This window comes from Enterobacter sp. UPMP2061 (assembly GCF_053709615.1).
Genome location: NZ_JBSKJP010000022.1, coordinates 1 through 21,528, shown reverse-complemented (window position 1 = coordinate 21,528; position 21,528 = coordinate 1). Strand labels below are relative to the sequence as shown.

Genomic DNA, 21,528 nt, shown 5'->3' with positions numbered 1-21,528 from the left:
AGCCGCACAAAGGATACGCCATGCTCGACAAACACACCCATACCCTGATCGCCCACCGCCTGCATCAGGCGGAACAATCCCGGGAGCAGATCCGCGCGATCTCGCTGGAGTACCCGGAGATCACCATTGAAGACGCCTACGCCGTCCAGCGCGAATGGGTGAGCCTGAAAATCGCCGAAGGCCGCGTGCTGAAAGGCCACAAGATCGGCCTCACCTCCAAAGCGATGCAGGCCAGCTCGCAGATCAGCGAGCCGGACTACGGCGCGCTGCTGGACGATATGTTCTTCCACGACGGCAGCGACATCCCCGTGGATCGCTTTATCGTCCCGCGCATCGAAGTGGAGCTGGCCTTCGTGCTGGCAAAACCGCTGCGCGGCCCGAACTGCACGATCTTCGACGTCTACAACGCCACGGATTACGTCATCCCCGCCCTGGAGCTGATCGACGCCCGCTGCCATAACGTTGACCCGGAAACCCAGCGCCCGCGCAAGGTGTTCGACACCATCTCCGATAACGCCGCCAACGCGGGGGTGATCCTCGGCGGGCGTCCGATTAAGCCCGACGAGCTGGATCTGCGCTGGATCTCCGCCCTGCTCTACCGCAACGGCGTGATCGAAGAGACCGGGGTCGCCGCAGGCGTGCTTAACCACCCGGCGAACGGCGTGGCGTGGCTGGCGAACAAACTCGCGCCATACGACGTGCAGCTTGAGCCAGGCCAGATCATCCTCGGCGGCTCGTTTACCCGCCCGGTTGCCGCCAGCAGAGGCGACACCTTCCACGTCGACTACGGCAACATGGGCTCCATCAGTTGCCGCTTTGTGTAGGAGTGCACCATGGAAAACGCATTTAAGACCGCGCTGAAAGCCGGAAAGCCGCAAATCGGCCTGTGGCTGGGGCTGACCAGCAGCTACAGCGCTGAGCTACTGGCCGGGGCCGGTTTTGACTGGTTGCTGATCGACGGGGAGCACGCGCCGAACAGCGTGCAGACCGTCCTGACTCAGCTCCAGGCCATCGCCCCTTATCCCAGCCAGCCGGTGGTGCGCCCGTCGTGGAACGATCCGGTGCAGATCAAGCAGCTGCTGGACGTGGGGGCGCAAACCCTGCTGGTGCCGATGGTGCAAAACGCCGACGAAGCCCGTCTGGCGGTCAGCGCCACCCGCTATCCGCCTGCCGGCATTCGCGGCGTCGGCAGCGCGCTGGCGCGGGCGTCGCGCTGGAACCGCATCCCGGAGTATCTGCATCAGGCTAACGACGCCATGTGCGTGCTGGTGCAAATCGAAACTCGCGAGGCGCTGAAAAACCTGCCGCAGATCCTGGACGTGGAAGGGGTGGACGGCGTGTTTATCGGCCCGGCGGATCTGAGCGCCGACATGGGCTTCGCTGGTAATCCGCAGCACCCGGAGGTGCAGGCCGCCATTGAACAGGCGATCGCGCAGATCCTCAGCGCGGGCAAAGCGCCCGGCATCCTGATGGCGAATGAACAGCTGGCAAAACGCTATCTCAGCCTCGGCGCGTTGTTTGTCGCGGTCGGCGTGGATACCACCCTGCTCGCCCGCAGCGCCGAAGCGCTGGCGGCCCGCTTTACCGACGTCACCACAGCAGTTGATAACAATAAATCCGTCTACTAAACGTACGATGTGGAGCGCAACATGACGACCTCAACCCTGCATAATAAAGCTGTTGAACATCGCGTTATTAATAAGCTGTTCCGTCGTTTGATCGTGTTTCTTTTTATCCTGTTTGTTTTCTCGTTTCTCGATCGCATCAACATCGGCTTTGCCGGGCTGACGATGGGCAAAGATCTGGGCCTCACGTCGACCATGTTTGGCCTGGCCGCGACGCTGTTTTACGTGACCTACGTGCTGTGCGGGATCCCCAGCAACATCATGCTGGCGAAGGTCGGCGCCCGCCGCTGGATCGCCGGGATCATGGTGGTGTGGGGCATCGCCTCTACCTGCACCATGTTCGCCACCAGCCCCGAAACGCTTTATGTCCTGCGCATGCTGGTGGGCATTGCCGAAGCCGGTTTCCTGCCGGGCATTCTGGTCTATCTCACCTGGTGGTTCCCGGCGTATCACCGCGCCCGCGCCAACGCGCTGTTTATGATCGCCATGCCGGTGACCATGATGCTCGGCTCGATCCTCTCCGGGTACATTCTGGCGATGGACGGGCTGTGGAACCTGAAGGGCTGGCAGTGGCTGTTCCTGCTGGAGGGGCTGCCGTCGGTAGTGCTCGGCGTGGTGACCTGGTTCTACCTTAACGACACGCCGGATCAGGCCACCTGGCTGGATGATGACGAAAAGCAGGCACTCAAAACGATGATCGCCCGCGAGCAGGAGCTGGCCATTGCGCACGTCGCCACGCCGCGATCGACGCTGCGCGAGGTGCTGACGCCCGCCGTGCTGCTCTACACGCTGGCCTACTTCTGCCTGACGAATACGCTGAGCGCGATCAACATCTGGACGCCGCAGATCCTGCAAAGCTTCAACACCGGCAGCAGCAATATCGTGATTGGCCTGCTGGCGGCGATCCCGCAGTTTTGCACCATCCTCGGGATGATCTGGTGGAGCCGCCGCTCCGACAGGCTGAAAGAGCGAAAAAAGCACACCATCCTGCCGTATCTTTTTGCAGCGGCGGGATGGATGCTGGCCTCGGCGACCGATCACAGCCTGATCCAGCTGCTTGGCATCATCATGGCCTCAACCGGATCGTTTACCGCCATGGCGATATTCTGGACCACGCCGGATCAGGTGATTAGCCTGCAATCCCGCGCGGTGGCGCTGGCGGTGATCAACGCCATCGGCAACGTCGGGTCTGCCGTCAGCCCATTGCTGATAGGTATTTTGCGCGACGCGACCGGCAGCTTCAGCTCGGGACTGTGGTTCGTGGCGGGTCTGCTGGTGGTGGGCGCGCTGGTGCTGACGCGCATTCCGATGACGCAGCGGGATCAACAGAGGAACGATCATGTGCCAGAGCCCCATCGCCAACATTGATATCAGCAAGGATTACGACGAAAGTCTGGGCACCGACGATGTGCACTACCAGTCGTTTGCCCGCATGGCGGCCTTTTTTGGCCGCGACATGCAGGCGCACCGCCACGACCAGTATTTTCAGATGCATTTTCTCGACACCGGGCAGATTGAGCTCCAGCTCGACGACCACCGTTACTCGGTGCAGGCGCCGCTGTTCGTGCTAACGCCACCGTCGGTGCCGCACGCGTTTATTACCGAATCCGACAGCGACGGCCACGTGCTGACGGTGCGCGAGGATCTCATCTGGCCGCTGTTAGAAGTGCTCTACCCCGGTACGCGGGAAGCGTTCGGCCTGCCGGGGATCTGCCTGTCGCTTGCCGACAGGCCTGACGAGCTGGCGGCGCTGAAGCACTACTGGCAGCTGATTGCCCGGGAATCCACGGAACAACTGCCCGGTCGCGAGCATACGCTGGTCCTGCTGGCCCAGGCCGTTTTTACCCTGCTGCTGCGCAACGCGAAGCTCGACGACCACGCGTCAGGCGGCATGCGCGGTGAGCTGAAGCTTTTTCAGCGCTTTAACCAGCTGACAGATGCTCATTACCACGAGCACTGGACGGTGCCGGAGTATGCAAGCGAATTGCATCTCACCGAATCTCGCCTGACCGATATCTGTCGCCGCTTCGCCAACCGCTCGCCGAAACGGCTGATCTTCGACCGCCAGCTGCGGGAAGCCAGGCGTTTGCTGCTGTTTTCCGACAGCACAGTGAGCGAAATTGCCTGGCAGCTGGGGTTTAAAGATCCGGCCTATTTCGCCCGTTTTTTTAACCGACTGACGGGGTGTTCACCCAGTGCATACCGGGCGCAGAAAGTACCGGTTTCCTGAACGCATAACGGTTCGTAGGGCGGGTAAGCGCAGCGCCACCCGCCGAAAAGCCGCACAGATCACAAATCCACCTCTCACCCGAAAAGTACCTGCCGTTGTCCCAATCGTCCCTTCACGTTCCGCCCCTCTCAAGCTTCAATTAAACAACAAAAACAAAACATAAATTTAACAACCATCTTCCGATACGAGGTCCCTATGAAGCCTGAAGATTTCCGCGCTGATGCCAAACGTCCGTTAACCGGTGAAGAGTATTTAAAAAGCCTGCAAGATGGCCGTGAGATTTATATCTACGGCGAGCGCGTTAAGGACGTCACTACCCACCCGGCATTTCGCAATGCGGCGGCGTCCATCGCCCATATGTACGATGCCCTGCACAAGCCAGACATGCAGGATACCCTCTGCTGGGGTACCGATACCGGCAGCGGCGGCTACACCCATAAATTCTTCCGCGTGGCGAAAAGTGCCGACGATCTGCGCCAGCAGCGTGACGCCATCGCCGAGTGGTCGCGCCTGAGCTACGGCTGGATGGGGCGTACGCCGGACTACAAAGCCGCGTTCGGCTGCGCGCTCGGCGCTAACCCTGCCTTCTACGGTCAGTTCGAGCAGAACGCCCGCAACTGGTACACCCGTATTCAGGAAACCGGCCTGTACTTTAACCACGCCATCGTCAACCCGCCGATCGATCGCCATAAACCGGCGGACGAGGTGAAAGACGTTTACATCAAGCTGGAGAAAGAGACCGACGCCGGGATCATCGTCAGCGGCGCGAAAGTGGTGGCCACCAACTCGGCATTGACCCACTACAACATGATCGGTTTTGGTTCTGCGCAGGTGATGGGCGAAAACCCGGACTTCGCGCTGATGTTCGTCGCGCCGATGGATGCCGAAGGGGTGAAGCTGATCTCCCGCGCCTCATACGAGATGGTGGCAGGGGCGACAGGCTCTCCGTACGACTACCCGCTCTCCAGCCGCTTTGACGAGAACGACGCCATTCTGGTAATGGATCATGTGCTGATCCCGTGGGAAAACGTGCTGATCTACCGTGATTTCGACCGCTGCCGTCGCTGGACGATGGAAGGTGGCTTCGCCCGCATGTACCCGCTTCAGGCCTGCGTGCGTCTGGCAGTGAAGCTCGACTTCATCACCGCTCTGCTGAAGAAGTCGCTGGAGTGTACCGGCACCCTCGAGTTCCGCGGCGTGCAGGCGGATCTCGGCGAAGTGGTGGCGTGGCGCAACATGTTCTGGGCGCTGAGCGACTCCATGTGCTCCGAAGCCACGCCGTGGGTTAACGGCGCGTATCTGCCTGACCACGCGGCGTTACAGACCTACCGCGTGATGGCACCAATGGCCTATGCGAAGATCAAGAACATCATCGAACGTAACGTGACCTCCGGGCTGATCTACCTACCGTCCAGCGCGCGGGACCTGAACAACCCGCAGATCGACCAGTACCTGGCGAAGTACGTGCGCGGCTCCAACGGGATGGATCATGTCGAACGCATCAAGATTCTGAAACTGATGTGGGATGCCATCGGCAGCGAGTTTGGCGGACGTCACGAGCTGTACGAAATCAACTACTCCGGTAGCCAGGATGAGATCCGCCTGCAATGCCTGCGTCAGGCGCAAAGCTCCGGCAACATGGACAAGATGATGGCGATGGTTGACCGCTGCATGTCCGAGTACGACCAGCACGGCTGGACCGTACCGCACCTGCACAACAACACTGATATCAACATGCTGGATAAGCTGCTGAAATAACGCAGCGGGAGGTTTCAATGCAATCTGAAGAACGCCTGCGTTTTCGCGACGCGATGGCCAGCCTGTCGGCGGCGGTGAATGTGGTCACCACCGAGGGCGATGCGGGTCGCTGCGGCATTACCGCCACCGCCGTCTGTTCGGTCACGGACACCCCGCCCTCGGTCATGGTCTGCATCAACGCCAACAGCGCCATGAACCCGGTCTTCCAGGGCAACGGCAAACTGTGCGTCAACGTGCTGAACCACGAGCAGGAGATCATGGCCCGCCACTTTGCCGGGATGACCGGCATGGCAATGGAGGAGCGCTTTGCTCTCTCCTGCTGGCAGAAAGGACCGCTGGCGCAGCCGGTGCTGAAAGGCGCCCTGGCAAGCCTGGAAGGTGAGATAACCCAGGTGCAAACCATCGGCACCCATCTGGTCTACCTTGTGGAGATTAAGAACATCATCCTCAGCAGCGAGGGGCACGGCCTGATCTACTTCAAACGCCGTTTCCACCCGGTGATGATGGAGATGGAAGCCGCGATTTGATCCCGTTGCACAAAAAAACGCTAAGGTTTCCGCAAAGGTGCGCCGTTAACTATCCATAAGATAAATTTTCCGGGGCGGCTGGCGACGTCGTCAGCCGCCCCCTTAACGCTGGAAAGTCTTATGGCCCCTTCACCCCGAAGCCGCTCGGCTGAACGTCTGGTTGAAATCATTATTGCCCTGCACCGCAACGGAAGCGTTAATCGCCGCGATCTGATGCAAAAATTTGGCATTACCGAACGCACGGTGTACCGCGATTTACAGGCGCTTTCCCCGATTATTGAACACGACGGCAAAGGGCGCTATCAGCTGCTGCCCGCGTATCAGCCCTGCCGCTGCGTGCACTGCCCTGAAGCGAACGACAAAAGCCCACAGGGCTAGATTATTCTCAGTGATCTCAATCACATATTTTCTCCCGCCGGGGGTGAGCCTTAACCACTCACCCTCGCTTTTGACCGCTCACGCATCGCTTTCAACCACTCACCCATTTACCGTGCTTTACACGCGCGAGGATCTGGCACGATCGCTCCAGCATTAATCAATACCTCCTCACAACGAACCCTGACCCTTTTTTCTTTACATAAAAAACCAGGTCTTATTATGGATACTAAAAAACTACTTAAGCACGTGCCCTGGGCCATCCTCGGGATCATCGGTGCTTTCTGTCTGGCGGTTGTCGCATTACGCCGGGGCGAGCACGTCAGCGCCCTGTGGATCGTGGTCGCGTCGGTTTCCGTCTACCTTGTGGCTTATCGCTACTACAGCTTGTACATCGCGCAGAAGGTTATGAAGCTCGACCCGACGCGCGCCACCCCGGCGGTTATTAACAACGACGGCCTGAACTACGTGCCAACCAACCGTTACGTGCTGTTTGGTCACCACTTTGCCGCTATCGCCGGTGCAGGCCCGCTGGTCGGCCCGGTGCTGGCCGCGCAGATGGGCTACCTGCCGGGTACGCTCTGGCTGCTGGCGGGCGTGGTGCTGGCGGGGGCGGTGCAGGACTTTATGGTGCTGTTTATCTCCTCGCGCCGTAACGGTTCGTCGCTGGGCGAGATGATCAAAGAGGAGATGGGCCGCGTGCCAGGCACGATCGCCCTGTTCGGCTGCTTCCTGATCATGATCATCATCCTGGCGGTGCTGGCCCTGATCGTGGTGAAAGCGCTGGCCGAAAGTCCGTGGGGCGTCTTCACCGTCTGCTCTACCGTACCGATTGCGCTGTTCATGGGCATCTACATGCGCTTCCTGCGCCCTGGCCGCGTTGGCGAGGTGTCGGTCATCGGTATCGTGCTGCTGGTCGCCTCCATCTACTTCGGCGGCGTGATTGCACACGACCCGTACTGGGGTCCAGCGCTGACCTTTAAAGACACCACCATCACCTTCGCGCTGATCGGCTACGCATTCATCTCAGCGCTGCTGCCGGTGTGGCTGATTCTGGCTCCGCGTGACTACCTGGCAACCTTCCTGAAAATCGGCGTTATCGTCGGGCTGGCCATTGGTATTGTGATCATCAACCCGGAGCTGAAAATGCCGGCGGTGACGCAGTACATTGACGGTACCGGTCCGCTGTGGAAAGGCGCCCTGTTCCCGTTCCTGTTTATCACCATTGCCTGCGGTGCCGTGTCTGGCTTCCACGCGCTGATCGCCTCCGGCACCACGCCGAAGCTGATGGCCAACGAAACCGACGCGCGCTTCATCGGTTACGGCGCGATGCTGATGGAATCCTTCGTGGCGATCATGGCGCTGGTTGCGGCGTCGATTATCGAGCCTGGCCTGTACTTTGCGATGAACACCCCGCCGGCGGGTCTCGGCATTACCATGCCAAACCTGCATGAGATGGGCGGCGAAAATACCGCGCTGATCCTGGCACAGCTGAAAGACGCCAGCGCGCATGCGGCGGCGACCGTCAGCTCCTGGGGCTTCGTGATTTCGCCCGAGCAGATCATGCAGACCGCGAAAGACATCGGCGAACCGTCCGTGCTGAACCGCGCAGGTGGCGCGCCAACGCTGGCGGTGGGTATCGCACACGTGTTCCACAAAGTGCTGCCGTGGGCGGACATGGGCTTCTGGTACCACTTCGGTATTCTGTTTGAAGCGCTGTTCATCCTCACCGCGCTGGATGCCGGTACGCGTGCAGGCCGCTTCATGTTGCAGGATCTGCTGGGTAACTTCGTGCCATTCCTGAAGAAAACCGACTCTCTGGTGGCCGGCGTTCTGGGCACTGCGGGCTGCGTAGGCCTGTGGGGTTATCTGCTGTATCAGGGCGTTGTTGACCCGTTGGGCGGCGTGAAGAGCCTGTGGCCGCTGTTCGGTATCTCTAACCAGATGCTGGCGGCTGTGGCCCTGGTGCTGGGTACCGTTGTCCTCGTGAAGATGAAACGCACCAAATACATCTGGGTCACCGTGGTGCCTGCGCTGTGGCTGCTGCTCTGCACTACCTGGGCGCTGGGTCTGAAACTGTTCAGCACCAACCCGCAGCTGGAAGGCTTCTTCTTCATGGCTAACCAGTACAAAGAGAAGATTGCCGCAGGCGGCGCGGATCTGACCGCGCGGCAGATTGCCAACATGAACCATATCGTGGTGAACAACTACACCAACGCGGGTCTGAGCATTCTGTTCCTGGTGGTGGTGTACAGCATTATCTTCTACGGCATCAAAACCTGGATGAAAGTGCGTAACGTTGAGGGCCGTACGGACAAAGAGACCCCGTACGTACCGGTGCCGGAAGGCGGCGTGAAGACCTCCTCACACCATTAATTAAGCATGTTACTGTAGGCCCGGTAAGCGTAGCGCCACCGGGCTTCTTCTATCTGGAACCCTCAATGTTTGGTAACTTAGGCGAAGCAAAAAAATACCTTGGTCAGGCGGCGAAAATGCTGATTGGCATTCCTGACTATGACAACTACGTTGAGCATATGAAGACCAACCATCCGGATAAGCCGTACATGACCTACACTGAATTCTTCCGCGAGCGTCAGGAAGCGCGCTACGGCGGAAGTGGAGAAGGCGGCGTCCGCTGCTGCTAAAGGAGAAACCATGACCCCGATTGCCGTTACCCTGCTGACCGGTTTCCTCGGCGCCGGTAAAACCACCCTGCTGCGCCACATTCTGAACGAGCAGCACGGCTTCAAAATCGCCGTCATCGAAAACGAATTTGGCGAAGTCTCCGTTGACGATCAGCTGATTGGCGACCGCGCCACGCAGATCAAAACCCTGACCAACGGCTGCATCTGCTGCACCCGCTCTAACGAATTAGAAGACGCCCTGCTGGACCTGCTCGACAGCCGCGATCGCGGTGACATCGACTTCGACCGACTGGTGATCGAGTGCACCGGCATGGCCGACCCCGGCCCGATTATTCAGACCTTTTTCTCCCATGAGATCATTTGCCAGCGCTACCTGCTGGACGGCGTCATCGCTCTGGTGGATGCGGTCCATGCCGACGAGCAGATGAACCAGTTCACCATCGCCCAGTCCCAGGTTGGCTACGCCGACCGCATCCTGCTGACCAAAACCGACGTGGCGGGTGAAAGCGAAAAACTGCGCGAGCGCCTGATGCGCATCAACTCGCGTGCGCCCATTTACACGGTGACGCACGGCGATATCGATCTCGCTCAGCTGTTCAACACCAACGGCTTTATGCTGGAAGAGAACGTCACCGCGAAACCGCGCTTCCACTTTATGTCCGACAAGCAAAACGACGTGACGTCGATTGTGGTGGAGCTGGACTACCCGGTGGACATCAGCGAGGTCTCCCGCGTGATGGAGAACCTGCTGCTGTCATTTGCCGACAAGCTGCTGCGCTATAAAGGGATGCTGTGGATCGACGGCGAGCCGAACCGCCTGCTGTTCCAGGGCGTGCAGCGCCTGTACAGCGCCGACTGGGATCGCCCGTGGGACGATGAAGCGCCGCACAGCGTGATGGTGTTTATTGGAATACAGCTGCCGGAAGAAGAAATTCGGGCAGCGTTTGCGGGGCTGAAGAAATAACCGCACCGATTATCCCCTCTCCCCCGCGGGGAGAGGGTTAGGGTGAGGGGGAAACTTATTTCAACGCCTCAGGCAGCGTTACAATCCACAGTTCGCTGTCGGACTCCGGTTTCTTCAGCGGCTTCACGCTGAGGGTGGTTTCAACCGGTTTGTCATCCAGCGTCAGCGCCCCCTGCGCGTTCACCCGATAATCCTTGAGCTTCTTGCCCTCGACTGGCTTCTGCATCGCCACCTTCACGCCAAAGTCATTATCGTTCGCCACTGCCAGCGTTTTGCTGTCAATCAGCGCCAGCCCTTCGGCCTTTTCCTGCTGCCAGCCCAGCGCACGCAGATCGACCACCTGCGTTTTTTCCGCAAGCGTGATGCCGCGCTGCGCCAGCGTTTTCTCATCATCAAACTCCGGGTATTCGCCCGGCTTGTCGAAGTCCGCCAGATCGCTCGCCTTGCTCAGATCAACCCTGTAGATGAGGTTACGCATTGCGTCATTTTTATCCTCGCCCTGTTCAATCAGCAGGATGGTGTGGTTATCCAGCGCCACTATGTCACCGATTTTGGCGTCGCTGTTTTTGCTGTAGGCCGCGCTGTCGATGGGGTAGCCGTACATCGCGGTTTTCCCGGTCGCCGGATCGAAGCTCACCAGACGCGTAAACAGCGCCTGTTTTTTGCTCTTCCCGTCGATATCCAGCGTGCTTTGCACGGCGGCGATAATGCGTCCGTCCGGCATGCGGGTCAGCCCTTCAAAGCCCCGGTTTGCCTGACGCCATTTGATAACGTTTGGCAGACCGCCCGCGATGGATTTCTCCCCTTCCGTCGCCTGCGGACCGTGGATCGCGAGGATTTTCCCTTTACTGTCGACGTTAATCAGGAACGGGCCATACTCATCGCACAGCCAGTAACCGCCCTTCCCGTCCGGCGTGATGCCTTCCGTATCCAGCCCGCGGTTATCGCCTTTCAGCACTTTTAAGGTGTCGCTTAGCGCGACTTCATTGGTAGATCCAATCACGCCGCTTTGCAGCGGCAGGCCGTTGATCTCGCCTTTATCGTCATGCAGCGGTCGCGCGTCCACGGCCTCCGCTTTGCCGTTTAGCACACGGATCGTCATCAGCAGCGGGGCGAAATCCGGGGTAACAAAGATTTTGGCATCGTTTTTCCCCATTTTTGGCGAGTCCGCGTTAGGACCGCGATCGGTCACGGTCGCAAACGTCAGCGCATCGCCCTGCTTGCCCGTGAATAACAAACCCGAACCAATCCCCACCGGGAGCCCGTTCGGGAATGCGCTGGCAAACGCACCGCTGTATTTGACATGCGCGCCTTCGGGAAAGCTGACGACGTAGCGCTCCGCGGTTGGCTGTGCCGCCAGGCCAGAGAAAGAGAGCGCACAACCGATTAGCACAGGAATAATTTTTCTTTTCATATTGTTAGCATCCAGTAAGTGAAGCCAACAACGTAATGAAGAAACGTGTCAGAAAAATGACATGTAATGGCAACGAAGCGGCGCGTACGGACGTATATCAATCACCAGAAATGTAAACCTCTGTCTTTATCTGTGTCAGCTGAAATACTTTTGGAAATTATTAGAAACCCAATTAATTCATGGCGAAGGACTATTTTCGCCTCGTTCATTTTACGTTTAGCCAGGAATGTAAACTGTCCCTAAACGCGAATGTATTGGACATTGACGATTTGCCATATAAACAATTCATCAACATTTACCATTCAAAAACCCAACATAAACAGCATATAAATGCGAGACCTATCACATTTGCAGTCATAAACATCGCTTGTTAAGGTGCCCTCAGATTAATTTAATGACGAGGAAACACTCATGAAAAAACTTAACATCCTGATCCTTTCTGCTCTGACCGCCGTATCGGGCTCCGCACTGGCCATGGGTGGCAGCATTGAGCAGGGTAAAAACTTTACTAACCTCAATCTGGAAATGGGGAAATCCTCATCCGGCCTGTATGCGGAGAGCAACTGGCTGAAAAACACCGATGACGGTACCCAGACCGGCGGCGTTGGGGCAGGCTACAACCTGGAAGTGGGTCCGGTGATGCTGAACGCTGGCGCGAAAGCCATCTACATCGGCCCGAAAAAAGGCGATAACGGCGTAGCATTCCCGATTGGCGGCGGCGTTAACGTTGCGCTTACGGACAGCATTCACGTGTTTGGTGAAGGTTATGTGGCGCCAGACGGCCTGAACAACAGCGTGAAGAACTATGTTGAAGCTAACGGCGGCGTAAGCTGGACGCCAGTCAAACCTGTCACGCTGAAAGTGGGCTATCGCCACGTGAGCGTAGACGGTAAAGACGGTCGTCCAAACCACACGCTGATCGATGGTGCATATGTAGGCGGTGGAGTGTCCTTCTAAGCCTGTTTGCGCGTTTCGCCCGGCGGCGCTACGCTTGCACGGGCCTACAATGAAGGGTGCAATGTATTAAAATTATTGCACATTGTAGGCCGGGTAAGCGCAGCGCCACCCGGCAAGAAAGGCGATGCGACCGTTAATAAAAAAACCTGCCGGATGGCAGGTTTTTTTATTACCGCATTACTTGCGAACGACCACCAGCTTCTGGTTCACAAACTCTTTGATCCCCAGGTCCGACAGCTCGCGTCCGTAACCCGAACGTTTTACGCCGCCGAACGGCAGCTCTGCCGCAGTGTCGGTGAGCCAGTTGATGTACACCATCCCGGTCTCAATGCGCGACGCCATTTTCTTCGCGCGCTCGATGTTCTGGCTGAACACCGCGCCGCCCAGACCGTAGTGGGAATCGTTAGCCAGTGCGACCGCTTCGTCGTCGCTTTTCACCACGTAAACCTGCGCTACCGGACCGAAGAACTCCTCGAAGTACGCCGGGTTATCGCGCGAGATATGTGTCAGGATCGTCGGCTCAAAGAAGCTTCCGTCACGCTGAACCGGCTTGCCGCCATGGTGCAGCTTCGCGCCATTTTTCACCGCCTCGTTAACCTGTTTAGTTAGCGTCTCCAGCGCGTCTTTGGATGACAAAGGCCCCAGCGTGGTGCTTTCGTCCAGCGGATCGCCAATTTTCACCTGCTTAAACGCCTCGGTGAATTTACTCAGGAAGGCGTCTGCAATCTTTTCATGCAGGATAAAGCGCTTCGCCGCGGTACAGACCTGCCCGGCATTGTTCAGCCGCGCGTTAACGCCGATCTTCACGGCTTTATCCAGGTCGGCATCGTCCAGCACCACGAAGACATCGTTCCCGCCCAGTTCCAGGGTCGATTTTTTGAGGTGCTTCGCAGCCTGTGCCGCAACCACGCTACCCGCTTTTTCTGAACCGGTCAGCGCCGCCCCCTGTACGCGATCGTCGGCGATAATGTTCGCCACCTGTTCGGACGAGATAAACAGGTTGGTCCACGCCCCTTCCGGCGCGCCCGCTTCACGTACCAGTTGTGCAAAGGTCTCTGCACAGTGCGGCACGATGCTGGCGTGCTTAGCGATCACCGGGTTGCCCGCTGCCAGGTTTGGCGCCAGAACGCGCATCAGCTGATAGTACGGGAAGTTCCATGGCTCGACGGCCATCAGCACGCCGATGGGGTGATGTTCAACCCATGCTTCCCCGAGTTCAGAGTCATACTTCACCGGGGCCAGGAACTGCTTCGCGTTGTCCGCATAGTAGCGGGCGATTTGCGCGCACAGCTTCACTTCGCCGCGGCTTTGTTCGATGAGCTTACCCATCTCCTGACTGGCGATTTTCGCCAGATCCTCCACGCGTTCGTCGATCAGGTCCGCCAGCTTATGCAGCACCGGCAGGCGCTGGCTTATGTCGCCTTTCGCCCAGTCGGAGTGATAGAGCGCATCGGCTGCCTTCAGCGCCGCTTCAACGTCTGCGTCAGTGTGAGAGGGATATTCTTTGATGAGCTGGTTCGTGGCAGGATTTACTGTCTGGTAAGCCATATCGAATCTCCTTGTTTTACCGCTTAGGGTATTAAGGGTAGTCAATCTGACTGGCTTTGAAGGTAAAGTTGGGTATATACGGAGGGTTCTTAACAAGACGCTGCCAGGCGATGCGCAGACATGGTATAAAAAATGCTCATCAATGGAGTTCCTATGACCGATACCCGCCATATCCGCCAGACCTTTAACCGCGCAGCAGGCCTTGAGCTGCGCAGTACGTGGCAAAGCACCCGGGCATATAAACGTCATTGCCATCCACAGCTCTCCATCGGCGCGATTGTGGAAGGCCAGACCTGCTGCGTAAGTCATGGCAATGCGTACGTTCTTGATCCCGGTGATCTTATCGTGATCCCGGCTTATGCCCCGCACAGCTGCAACCCCGTTGTCGGGAAGCCGCGCAGTTACCATATGCTCTATATCGACACCGATCTTCCCCTGGCGCTACAGGTTATTCGCGATCCCACGCTCTTTAAGCACTTTCTTGCCGTTGTCGGGACGATGTCCTCCGCATCCGTGGAGACCCTGCTTTCTGCCCTTCCCCGTTGCGCGGGTGAGATGAATGCACCTCGCTCAACCAGCCAGCAGGTTCAGCAGGCGTTACTCTCCGACCTTGCCGCACCGCCTTCCCTTGACGAACTCGCCCAACGATTCTCACTGCGCAAGGAGACGCTGATCCGCACTTTCAGGCAGGATACCGGCCTGACGCCGGGCAGTTTCCTCAACATTTCGCGCGTGGAGTACGCCAAAGCGCGGCTGCGCGCGGGGGATGATATCGCCGACGTGGGCTACCAGAGCGGGTTTGCCGACCAGAGTCATTTTCATAAGACCTTCGTGAATTATACCGCTGCCACGCCGCGCCAGTACGCCACGGGCCGATCAATATCAGACAATAATCAGGATACGTAACGTCGTAAGGTGACCTCAGATTTGTCACTGAGGTCGCTATGGAACTGTTATTTCCCTCCGCCTTTCTTGCCCTGGCGCTGGCGCATTTTGTTGCCCTGTTAAGCCCGGGCCCGGATTTCTTCCTGCTGGTAGGCTACGCCGCCCGCTACCGGCTGCGCGGCAGCGCCGGATTGTGTCTCGGCATCGCAGCAGGTAACGGGTTGTATATCTTACTGGTGATTATCGGCTGGAGCGCGCTGCGCCAGTTTGGGTGGCTGTTTACGCTTATCGAACTGTCCGGCGCGCTGTACCTGCTGTGGATTGGCTCGCATCTTGTGCGCAGCCGCCCGCAGCCGCTGGCGCTGGAAGAAACCCGCCAGCGCTGCCCTTCTCTGCGTAAGCAAATCCTGCTGGGGCTGGGTTCGGCGCTGTTAAATCCCAAAAACGCGTTGTTCTACCTGGCGCTAATGACAGCGTTACTCGGGCCGGACGTCACACTGCTTCAGCAGGCGACCTGCGGCGTCTGGATGGTGATGGTGGTGCTGGTATGGGATCTGGCGCTGGTATCGCTGATGGGGTTACCGGCGGTTCAGCGAAAGCTCAGCCGTTCGCTCTGGCTGATAGAGCGCACGGCGGGGGTGGTGTTGATGGGGTTTGGTGGGTGGGTGCTGTGGCGGGTAGTGGCAAAAATCCTCTGAGAGAAAAGGCAGCCTGACGCTGCCTGTGTTATTTTTTGTTCTGATCGCGCAGCATCGCCTCGCGCAAAATGGCATTAAGCCGCGTCTGGTAACCTTTCCCTGGCCGTTTAAGCCACTCCATCACGTCGGCGTCAATGCGTACTGATGCCTGAGTTTTGAGCGGTCGATAGAATTTTCCCCGCACGGCACCGGCCCAGCGATCATCCTCCGTGGCCGGTATATCGCTGTAATCAATTTCCCTGTCGGGTTTATCCGCCAGCGCTTTGAGTTCAGCCTCCCGGCGGGCACTCACTTCCGGTGCACTACCGCGTTTATGTTTAACGATGCTCATAACGCCTCCTCTCTTTACGATCCGCTTTACGCGCACTGATGATACGTATGATTTCATCCCCGCTTTCAAAACGTACCGTGTGCGCGACCAGAATGACAATAACACCCTGTACAAGACCAATGGTTTGCCAGCGAAACTCCCCGTTTTCATAACGATCCTGAACAGACAAATGGCAGGGATCGTCAAAAACCAGAACTGCATCTTCAAAACGAATGGCGTGTTTTTGCAGATTGCTTTTCGCCTTATTGCTATCCCATTCATACTCTATAGGCATAGTGTACCCTTCCCTGATTGTATATACAAAAAAGCATATACAAACAGAGCAGTATTTGAACGAAAAAGACAATGTTTTGATTTGATTTCTGAAGGAGCATTCCAGAAAGTGAGATGACTGGCCTCGTGCAGCTTTGCACTTTTCCCCCGTATCCCTCTATCCTTAACCCATGGAAAAACATACCGAACTCAAACGCGCCAAGCTTCTCGCGCTGTCGCTGCTGCTGATTGCCGTCGCAGCGTTTATCACCACCCTGTTCCTGCCGCAAACCTTCTGGGTGCGCGGCGTAAAGGCCATTGCCGAAGCGGCGATGGTCGGCGCGCTGGCGGACTGGTTTGCCGTTGTCGCGCTGTTCCGCCGGGTGCCAATTCCCTTTATCTCGCGCCATACGGCGATTATCCCGCGCAATAAAGACCGCATCGGCGACAATCTCGGCCAGTTCGTGCAGGAAAAGTTTCTCGATACGCAATCCCTTGTCGATCTTATCCGTCGCTACGAGCCCGCACAGATGATTGGGACCTGGTTCAGCCAGCCCGATAACGCCCGGCGCGTGGGGCAGCATCTGGTGCAGGTGATGAGCGGTTTTCTGGAACTTACCGACGATGGACGCATTCAGCGCCTGCTCAAACGCGCCGTCCACAAGGCTATCGACAAAGTCGATCTAACCGAGACCAGCGCCGTCATGCTGGAAAGCATGACCAAAAACAACCGTCACCAGGTGCTGCTGGACGCCATCATCAACCGCCTGATTACCCTGATTCAGCGGGAAAGCACGCGGGAATTTATTGCCGACCAGATCGTCCACTGGCTTAAGACCGAGCATCCGCGCAAGGCGATGGTGCTGCCCACCGAGTGGCTGGGCGATCAAAGCGCGGAGATGGTGTCGAACGCGGTGAACACGCTGCTGGACGATATCAGCCACGACCGCACGCACCAGATCCGTCAGGCGTTTGACCGCGCCACGATCAAGTTCATCGACAATCTGAAAAACGATCCGGAGATGACGGCGAAAGCCGAGAATATCAAACACTACCTGAAGAATGACGAAGCCTTTAACCGCTATCTGGGGGAAATGTGGGCTGACCTGCGCCAGTGGCTGAAAAATGACATGCAGAGCGATGATTCCCGCGTGAAGCAGCGTATCGCCAACGCCGGGCTGTGGTTTGGCGAAACGCTGACCAACGACGCCAGCCTGCGGGCGTCGCTGAATGAGCATCTGGAGCAGGCCGCGCACCGCGTGGCGCCGGATTTCGCCGCGTTCCTGACGCGCCATATCAGCGACACGGTGAAAAGCTGGGATGCCAAAGACATGTCACGCCAGATAGAACTCAATATCGGTAAAGATCTTCAGTTCATTCGCGTTAACGGTACCCTGGTGGGCGGAACAATTGGCCTGATCCTGTTTCTGCTCTCGCAGTTGCCCGCCGTGCTGGGGCATTAATCTGCTTTTGGCGGCGCGATAACGTAGCGCGTCGCCTCGAAGCGGTTCAGGATCAGGTGCACCAGAAAGACCATCGTCAGCGTGACCACCAGCGCGAAGGTGACGGAGGTGATGCGGTACAGATCGCTGAACACCAGGTCGCTGTCCGGATGCATGTTCTGCCCGAACATAATGCCGATGGTGGTGATACTGGCGAAGCCTACCCCGGCGCCGACCTTCTCCATTACGTGCAGACGCGCGCCAAACGCCAGTCCAAGGCCAATCAGCGGCATCATCAGCAGCATATGGCTGCTGTGATCGTAGAGGATAAGCTGGACGACAAGGATATAGAGACACCCCAGCACCACGCCGACTACGCGCCAGATGGAGCTGATAACCGAGCCGCGATAGTGCATCGGGAACAGGATCAGAATGCCCGCCATCAGCGCCGAAAGCGAATCGCTTAAGTCGCTCATCTGGAACACCACGAAAATCAGCGTCGCCACGGTGCCCGAGAGCAGAGACTCGTGGCGCACGCGGGCGTCATCTTTCTCGATCAGCGGCGGCGGCTTACGCGGCTCCACGTCCGGCAGCAGGTAGTTCATCAGCGCGCTCAGGCACACCGCCATTACGCTCGCTTCGATGTTAGAGAATAAAAGCGTGTGCCAGTTGGTGGTGGGGTAGCTCATAAAGTTGAGCATCACGCTCTGGCAAACCACGCCCATCGAGCCGAACAGGAACAGCGGCCCCTTACTCATAAAGCGAAAACGCATCACGTACAGGGCAAACACCACCAGCGTCATAATGACCGGCCACTGGGACAGATAGCCGATGATAAACACCATTTCGATGCAGTTCAGCGAGGCGCTGAAGATAAACTGCTTCGCCACGTGGCGGTTAAACACCGGCACCAGCGAGAGCAGCATGATCGGATAGACCACAAAAAACACGCCGTAGCTGGTGTTGTAGAAACTCGAAATACTGAGCGCAATCATCCCGGCAAAGACGATACGCAGGGTCTGGCGAAAGTCGTTTGCCGTATAGACGATGTTGCCGTGCGGGGTAAATACCCGCGCCAGGGTGCTAATAGACATAGTGAAGCAGGCTAACCAGATGGATTTGCATCCCGGAGAAGAATCGCGCAAACGGCCCTTCGCTATTGTAGAGCTGCACGGTGGCGCGCGCGCCGGTCGGCAGCGACTTCGGTAAGGCTTCGTCCAGCGCCACGTGAATGCGCATACGCTGGGCATCACGCACCCAGCGGTTGGAGGTTTCCGGTTCAGAAAGTTGACCGTTTACGGCCTCCTGTCCGGCGAGGATCCCCGCGTCGCTGCTGGTGACGTGGGCACGGAAAACTTGCCCCGGGAAGGCGTCGAACACCACGGCGGCGTCGGTCCCCTGGTGGGTATGCCGCAGGCTCTTCTCGCGGAAATCCGCCACGATATCGATCCGGGTGTTCACCAGCGCCAGCGCAGCCGAACCGGACGAGGCGTAAAAACCGGGGCTTAATTGCAGGTTACTGACCGTGCCGTCCGCCTCGGCGTAGACCTTCGTCCAGCCAAGATTCAGCTCCGCTTCATCCAGCGCGTTACGGTATTTTTGCAGCGTCACGTTGCGGTGCTCATCCCGCTCGCCGCGCTGAATGCGCAGGTTATGAATATTCGCCTGAATCGAGCTGACGGACTGCTCGCTGCTCTGCCAGGTGGTACGGACCTTATCCAGATCCGCCTGCGACACGCTCTGCAAGGTACTCAGTTTCTGGTAGCGGTCGAAGGTAACTTTGTCATTACGCGCCGTCAGCACCGCGGTTTTCAGGCTGGCCTGCGCCGCGGCAATCTGCGCGTCCAGCTGATCGTTAGACAGACGCGCCTGTTCCAGCGCAATCTGCGCCGCTTCGACCTTATTGCGAAACGGCGTGGCGTCGAGCTCAAACAGCAGATCGCCTCTCTTAACCTGGCTATTGTTGTGGACATGTACCGCCGCCACATACCCGGAGACGCGGGCAGACACCGGGGTCACCACGCGCATCACGGTGGAGTCCGGCGTCAGCGGGATCCAGATATCCGCGACGATAAAGTAGACAAACATCAGCAGGAAAGAGGCAATACTCACCCTTACCCAGCGGGCAAACTTTTGTTCAGGAGTCATTATTTTTCGGTCTTATTATCTTCTTCGCGGATTGTCCGCAAATTGCAGGCGATTTGATTGAGTGTGGCGCTGAAAATATTGATATGTTCCGGCGCGATGTTTTGCGATACGCGCGCCTGATACGTCTCAATCACCTGAGAGAGCCTTTCAAGAATGGCTTTTCCCTCAGGCGTCAGCGTCAGCAGCCGGATACGCTTGTCATACGGCGAGACGGTGCGCAGCAGGTAGCCCTGCTTTTCCAGCTGTGTCAGCGTACGCATTAGCGGAGGCAGTTCAATCCCCTGCACTTCCGCCAGCTCGCTGACCGAGACGTTATCCCCGAGTTGATGAAGCTGCATCATCACCGTCCAGCTCGACTGGGTTAACCCGGTGTCGAGAATGGCGTCGTCGATGACTGCGCGCCACTGACGCACGATCATCGCCATCCGCATGCCCATCGGCCTGCGGCTAAACAGATCTTCTTCACTCATGGGGAATCCTCTCGTAGTACGCCATTACGATAATAGTTATCATGGTAAGTATCAAGAAACGAGAAGTTAAAGCGCAGGAATTGCGAAACGATGTTCTCCCTCTCCCTGTGGGAGAGGGTCGGGGTGAGGGCATCAGCCCGCAACGGCGTTTAGCGGCTAAAATGCTTCCTGACGGCACTTTTCCCCGAAGCCGTCACCACCACCTCCCTGTACCCCGCCACCCGCTGGATCCAACCTTTGCTTTCCATGTGGATGAGCAGCGCCGCGCCGGCCTCTCCCCCCAGATGAAACCGCCTCTCGCTCCAGTCCAGGCAGGCGCAGCACGCCTTGCGACGGGTATTGGGATTTAACGGAATACCAAGCTTCAGAAACTGCTCGCGGCCATGTAGCGTGAGCGCTGAACCGTCTGCCTCAAGCCAGCCTTCCGCCTGCATGAATTCATAGATATGCACCGCCACCGTTCCGGCAAGATGGTCGTAGCAGGTTCGTGCTTCGCGCAGGGCTTTTGGCGCGGAGGTTTCCGGCGACGTGATGCGGCTCCAGGAGAGCCCCATCATCTGCTCGACAAGCGCCGCCACGTCGTGTCCCGCCAGGCGATAGTAGCGATGCCGCCCCTGAGACAGGCAGGTAATCAGCTTTCCCTCCACCAGCCGCGCGAGATGCCCACTGGCGGTCGACGGCGCAACGTCTGCCGCCACGCTCAGCTCTGTAGCCGTCCACGCCCGCCCGTCCATCAGAGCACAGAGCATCTTCACGCGCGACGGATCGGCCATTGTAGCCGCTACAGCGGCAATGGCCTGTTCCAGCGCCGCCGCAATTTCACCCTGCTCGCCGGGCCTGTTGTCGAAAATCACATGAACGTCATACATGCGCGTGCCCTCCCGTTTCGGAGCTGTACTCCCGCATCAGCTGCGCCACGCGAATACGGTAGAAAGAAAAAATCGACGCCCGGCCTTCGGCCTGCGCGGCCTGATGGAAGACATTCTGCTTCCAGCGGCGGACGGCCTCTTCATACCGCCACCAGGAAAGGGACAGGATTTTGCCGTCGGTCGTCAGGCTCTGGAACCGTTCGATATCAATAAAGCCGTCGATATCGGCCAGCAAAGGCTTAAGCTCTGCGGCAAGTTGAAGATAGCGCGCCTGATGCGCCGGTGCAGCTTTAGCTTCGAAAAGGACTGCAATCATGAAGGTCTCTCCGTTGTGATGATATGGAGAGAATGCGGGACTAATGGTGTGGATGCTTCGGTATGGAGCGAAGT

General features: G+C 58.0%; 23 protein-coding genes. 14 read left to right on the top strand and 9 right to left on the bottom strand.

The genetic code is table 11. The features are described from left to right. Window positions 1-20: 20 nt before the first annotated feature. The 10 genes from hpaH to yjiA all read left to right on the top strand — a co-directional run bounded on the left by hpaH (window position 21) and on the right by yjiA (window position 10,124). Window positions 21-824 carry a 2-oxo-hept-4-ene-1,7-dioate hydratase gene (gene hpaH, locus ACWKXX_RS22410; RefSeq protein WP_015572593.1) on the top strand — a complete coding sequence of 268 codons (804 nt, stop codon included), beginning with the start codon at window positions 21-23 and terminating at the stop codon, window positions 822-824. A 9-nt stretch (window positions 825-833) separates the two neighbouring features. Next, on the top strand, window positions 834-1,628 hold the full coding sequence (gene hpaI, locus ACWKXX_RS22405) for a 4-hydroxy-2-oxoheptanedioate aldolase (protein WP_015572592.1): 795 nt from the start codon (window positions 834-836) through the stop codon (window positions 1,626-1,628). Between the two features lie 21 nt (window positions 1,629-1,649). Next, entirely contained in the window at window positions 1,650-2,993 is a 1,344-nt protein-coding gene (gene hpaX, locus ACWKXX_RS22400; RefSeq protein ID WP_063405450.1) for a 4-hydroxyphenylacetate permease, read from the top strand. Next, complete coding sequence (gene hpaA, locus ACWKXX_RS22395; protein WP_017383853.1) at window positions 2,965-3,855, top strand: 4-hydroxyphenylacetate catabolism regulatory protein HpaA; 891 nt, start codon at window positions 2,965-2,967, stop codon at window positions 3,853-3,855. The genes hpaX and hpaA overlap by 29 nt, the downstream gene beginning before the upstream one ends. A gap of 195 nt (window positions 3,856-4,050) precedes the next feature. After that, window positions 4,051-5,613: a 4-hydroxyphenylacetate 3-monooxygenase, oxygenase component gene (gene hpaB, locus ACWKXX_RS22390; protein WP_193360900.1), complete on the top strand. Its 1,563-nt coding sequence runs from the start codon at window positions 4,051-4,053 to the stop codon at window positions 5,611-5,613. Between the two features lie 17 nt (window positions 5,614-5,630). Beyond that, window positions 5,631-6,140, top strand: coding sequence for a 4-hydroxyphenylacetate 3-monooxygenase reductase subunit (locus tag ACWKXX_RS22385; protein WP_017383854.1), 510 nt, complete (start codon window positions 5,631-5,633; stop codon window positions 6,138-6,140). Window positions 6,141-6,260: 120 nt separating this feature from the next. Then, complete coding sequence (locus tag ACWKXX_RS22380) at window positions 6,261-6,518, top strand: HTH domain-containing protein (RefSeq protein ID WP_017383855.1); 258 nt, start codon at window positions 6,261-6,263, stop codon at window positions 6,516-6,518. 219 nt (window positions 6,519-6,737) lie between these two features. Continuing rightward, entirely contained in the window at window positions 6,738-8,891 is a 2,154-nt protein-coding gene (locus ACWKXX_RS22375; RefSeq protein WP_108394137.1) for a carbon starvation CstA family protein, read from the top strand. A 65-nt stretch (window positions 8,892-8,956) separates the two neighbouring features. Continuing rightward, entirely contained in the window at window positions 8,957-9,160 is a 204-nt protein-coding gene (locus ACWKXX_RS22370) for a YbdD/YjiX family protein (protein ID WP_003856610.1), read from the top strand. A 10-nt stretch (window positions 9,161-9,170) separates the two neighbouring features. After that, on the top strand, window positions 9,171-10,124 hold the full coding sequence (gene yjiA / locus ACWKXX_RS22365) for a GTPase (protein WP_039271795.1): 954 nt from the start codon (window positions 9,171-9,173) through the stop codon (window positions 10,122-10,124). A 55-nt stretch (window positions 10,125-10,179) separates the two neighbouring features. Here the strand turns inward: yjiA and ACWKXX_RS22360 are convergent, their stop codons facing one another. Beyond that, complete coding sequence (locus tag ACWKXX_RS22360) at window positions 10,180-11,538, bottom strand: esterase-like activity of phytase family protein (protein ID WP_261666453.1); 1,359 nt, start codon at window positions 11,536-11,538, stop codon at window positions 10,180-10,182. Between the two features lie 411 nt (window positions 11,539-11,949). Between ACWKXX_RS22360 and ACWKXX_RS22355 the strand changes: the two genes are divergently transcribed. Continuing rightward, entirely contained in the window at window positions 11,950-12,495 is a 546-nt protein-coding gene (locus ACWKXX_RS22355; protein WP_006810254.1) for a YfaZ family outer membrane protein, read from the top strand. 177 nt (window positions 12,496-12,672) lie between these two features. Here the strand turns inward: ACWKXX_RS22355 and ACWKXX_RS22350 are convergent, their stop codons facing one another. Next, complete coding sequence (locus ACWKXX_RS22350) at window positions 12,673-14,043, bottom strand: NAD-dependent succinate-semialdehyde dehydrogenase (protein ID WP_017694568.1); 1,371 nt, start codon at window positions 14,041-14,043, stop codon at window positions 12,673-12,675. Window positions 14,044-14,196: 153 nt separating this feature from the next. On the opposite strand from ACWKXX_RS22350, the gene ACWKXX_RS22345 reads away from it, so the two are divergent. Both ACWKXX_RS22345 and ACWKXX_RS22340 read left to right on the top strand, forming a co-directional pair. Next, window positions 14,197-14,949 (top strand): AraC family transcriptional regulator, encoded by a 753-nt coding sequence (locus tag ACWKXX_RS22345; RefSeq protein WP_015572582.1) that lies wholly within the window; start codon window positions 14,197-14,199, stop codon window positions 14,947-14,949. Between the two features lie 38 nt (window positions 14,950-14,987). Next, window positions 14,988-15,626 (top strand): LysE family translocator, encoded by a 639-nt coding sequence (locus tag ACWKXX_RS22340; protein ID WP_015572581.1) that lies wholly within the window; start codon window positions 14,988-14,990, stop codon window positions 15,624-15,626. A 28-nt stretch (window positions 15,627-15,654) separates the two neighbouring features. Here ACWKXX_RS22340 and ACWKXX_RS22335 read toward each other — a convergent pair whose 3' ends face one another. Both ACWKXX_RS22335 and ACWKXX_RS22330 read right to left on the bottom strand, forming a co-directional pair. Then, on the bottom strand, window positions 15,655-15,957 hold the full coding sequence (locus tag ACWKXX_RS22335; protein WP_017694570.1) for a BrnA antitoxin family protein: 303 nt from the start codon (window positions 15,955-15,957) through the stop codon (window positions 15,655-15,657). Then, window positions 15,944-16,231, bottom strand: coding sequence for a BrnT family toxin (locus ACWKXX_RS22330; protein WP_015572580.1), 288 nt, complete (start codon window positions 16,229-16,231; stop codon window positions 15,944-15,946). Before ACWKXX_RS22330 ends, ACWKXX_RS22335 begins: the two co-directional genes overlap by 14 nt. Window positions 16,232-16,400: 169 nt before the next feature. On the opposite strand from ACWKXX_RS22330, the gene ACWKXX_RS22325 reads away from it, so the two are divergent. Further along, window positions 16,401-17,672 (top strand): DUF445 domain-containing protein, encoded by a 1,272-nt coding sequence (locus tag ACWKXX_RS22325; protein ID WP_015572579.1) that lies wholly within the window; start codon window positions 16,401-16,403, stop codon window positions 17,670-17,672. Here ACWKXX_RS22325 and ACWKXX_RS22320 read toward each other — a convergent pair. The 5 genes from ACWKXX_RS22320 to ACWKXX_RS22300 all read right to left on the bottom strand — a co-directional run bounded on the left by ACWKXX_RS22320 (window position 17,669) and on the right by ACWKXX_RS22300 (window position 21,454). Further along, window positions 17,669-18,745 (bottom strand): DUF2955 domain-containing protein, encoded by a 1,077-nt coding sequence (locus tag ACWKXX_RS22320; RefSeq protein ID WP_015572578.1) that lies wholly within the window; start codon window positions 18,743-18,745, stop codon window positions 17,669-17,671. The two genes, ACWKXX_RS22325 and ACWKXX_RS22320, sit on opposite strands and share 4 nt — an antisense overlap. Then, on the bottom strand, window positions 18,735-19,802 hold the full coding sequence (locus ACWKXX_RS22315) for an HlyD family secretion protein (protein WP_026080654.1): 1,068 nt from the start codon (window positions 19,800-19,802) through the stop codon (window positions 18,735-18,737). Before ACWKXX_RS22315 ends, ACWKXX_RS22320 begins: the two co-directional genes overlap by 11 nt. Continuing rightward, complete coding sequence (locus tag ACWKXX_RS22310; RefSeq protein ID WP_023303035.1) at window positions 19,799-20,269, bottom strand: MarR family winged helix-turn-helix transcriptional regulator; 471 nt, start codon at window positions 20,267-20,269, stop codon at window positions 19,799-19,801. The genes ACWKXX_RS22315 and ACWKXX_RS22310 overlap by 4 nt, the downstream gene beginning before the upstream one ends. A 149-nt stretch (window positions 20,270-20,418) precedes the next feature. Then, entirely contained in the window at window positions 20,419-21,138 is a 720-nt protein-coding gene (locus ACWKXX_RS22305; protein ID WP_023303034.1) for an ArsR/SmtB family transcription factor, read from the bottom strand. After that, entirely contained in the window at window positions 21,131-21,454 is a 324-nt protein-coding gene (locus tag ACWKXX_RS22300; protein ID WP_023303033.1) for an antibiotic biosynthesis monooxygenase family protein, read from the bottom strand. Before ACWKXX_RS22300 ends, ACWKXX_RS22305 begins: the two co-directional genes overlap by 8 nt. Window positions 21,455-21,528 lie beyond the last annotated feature (74 nt).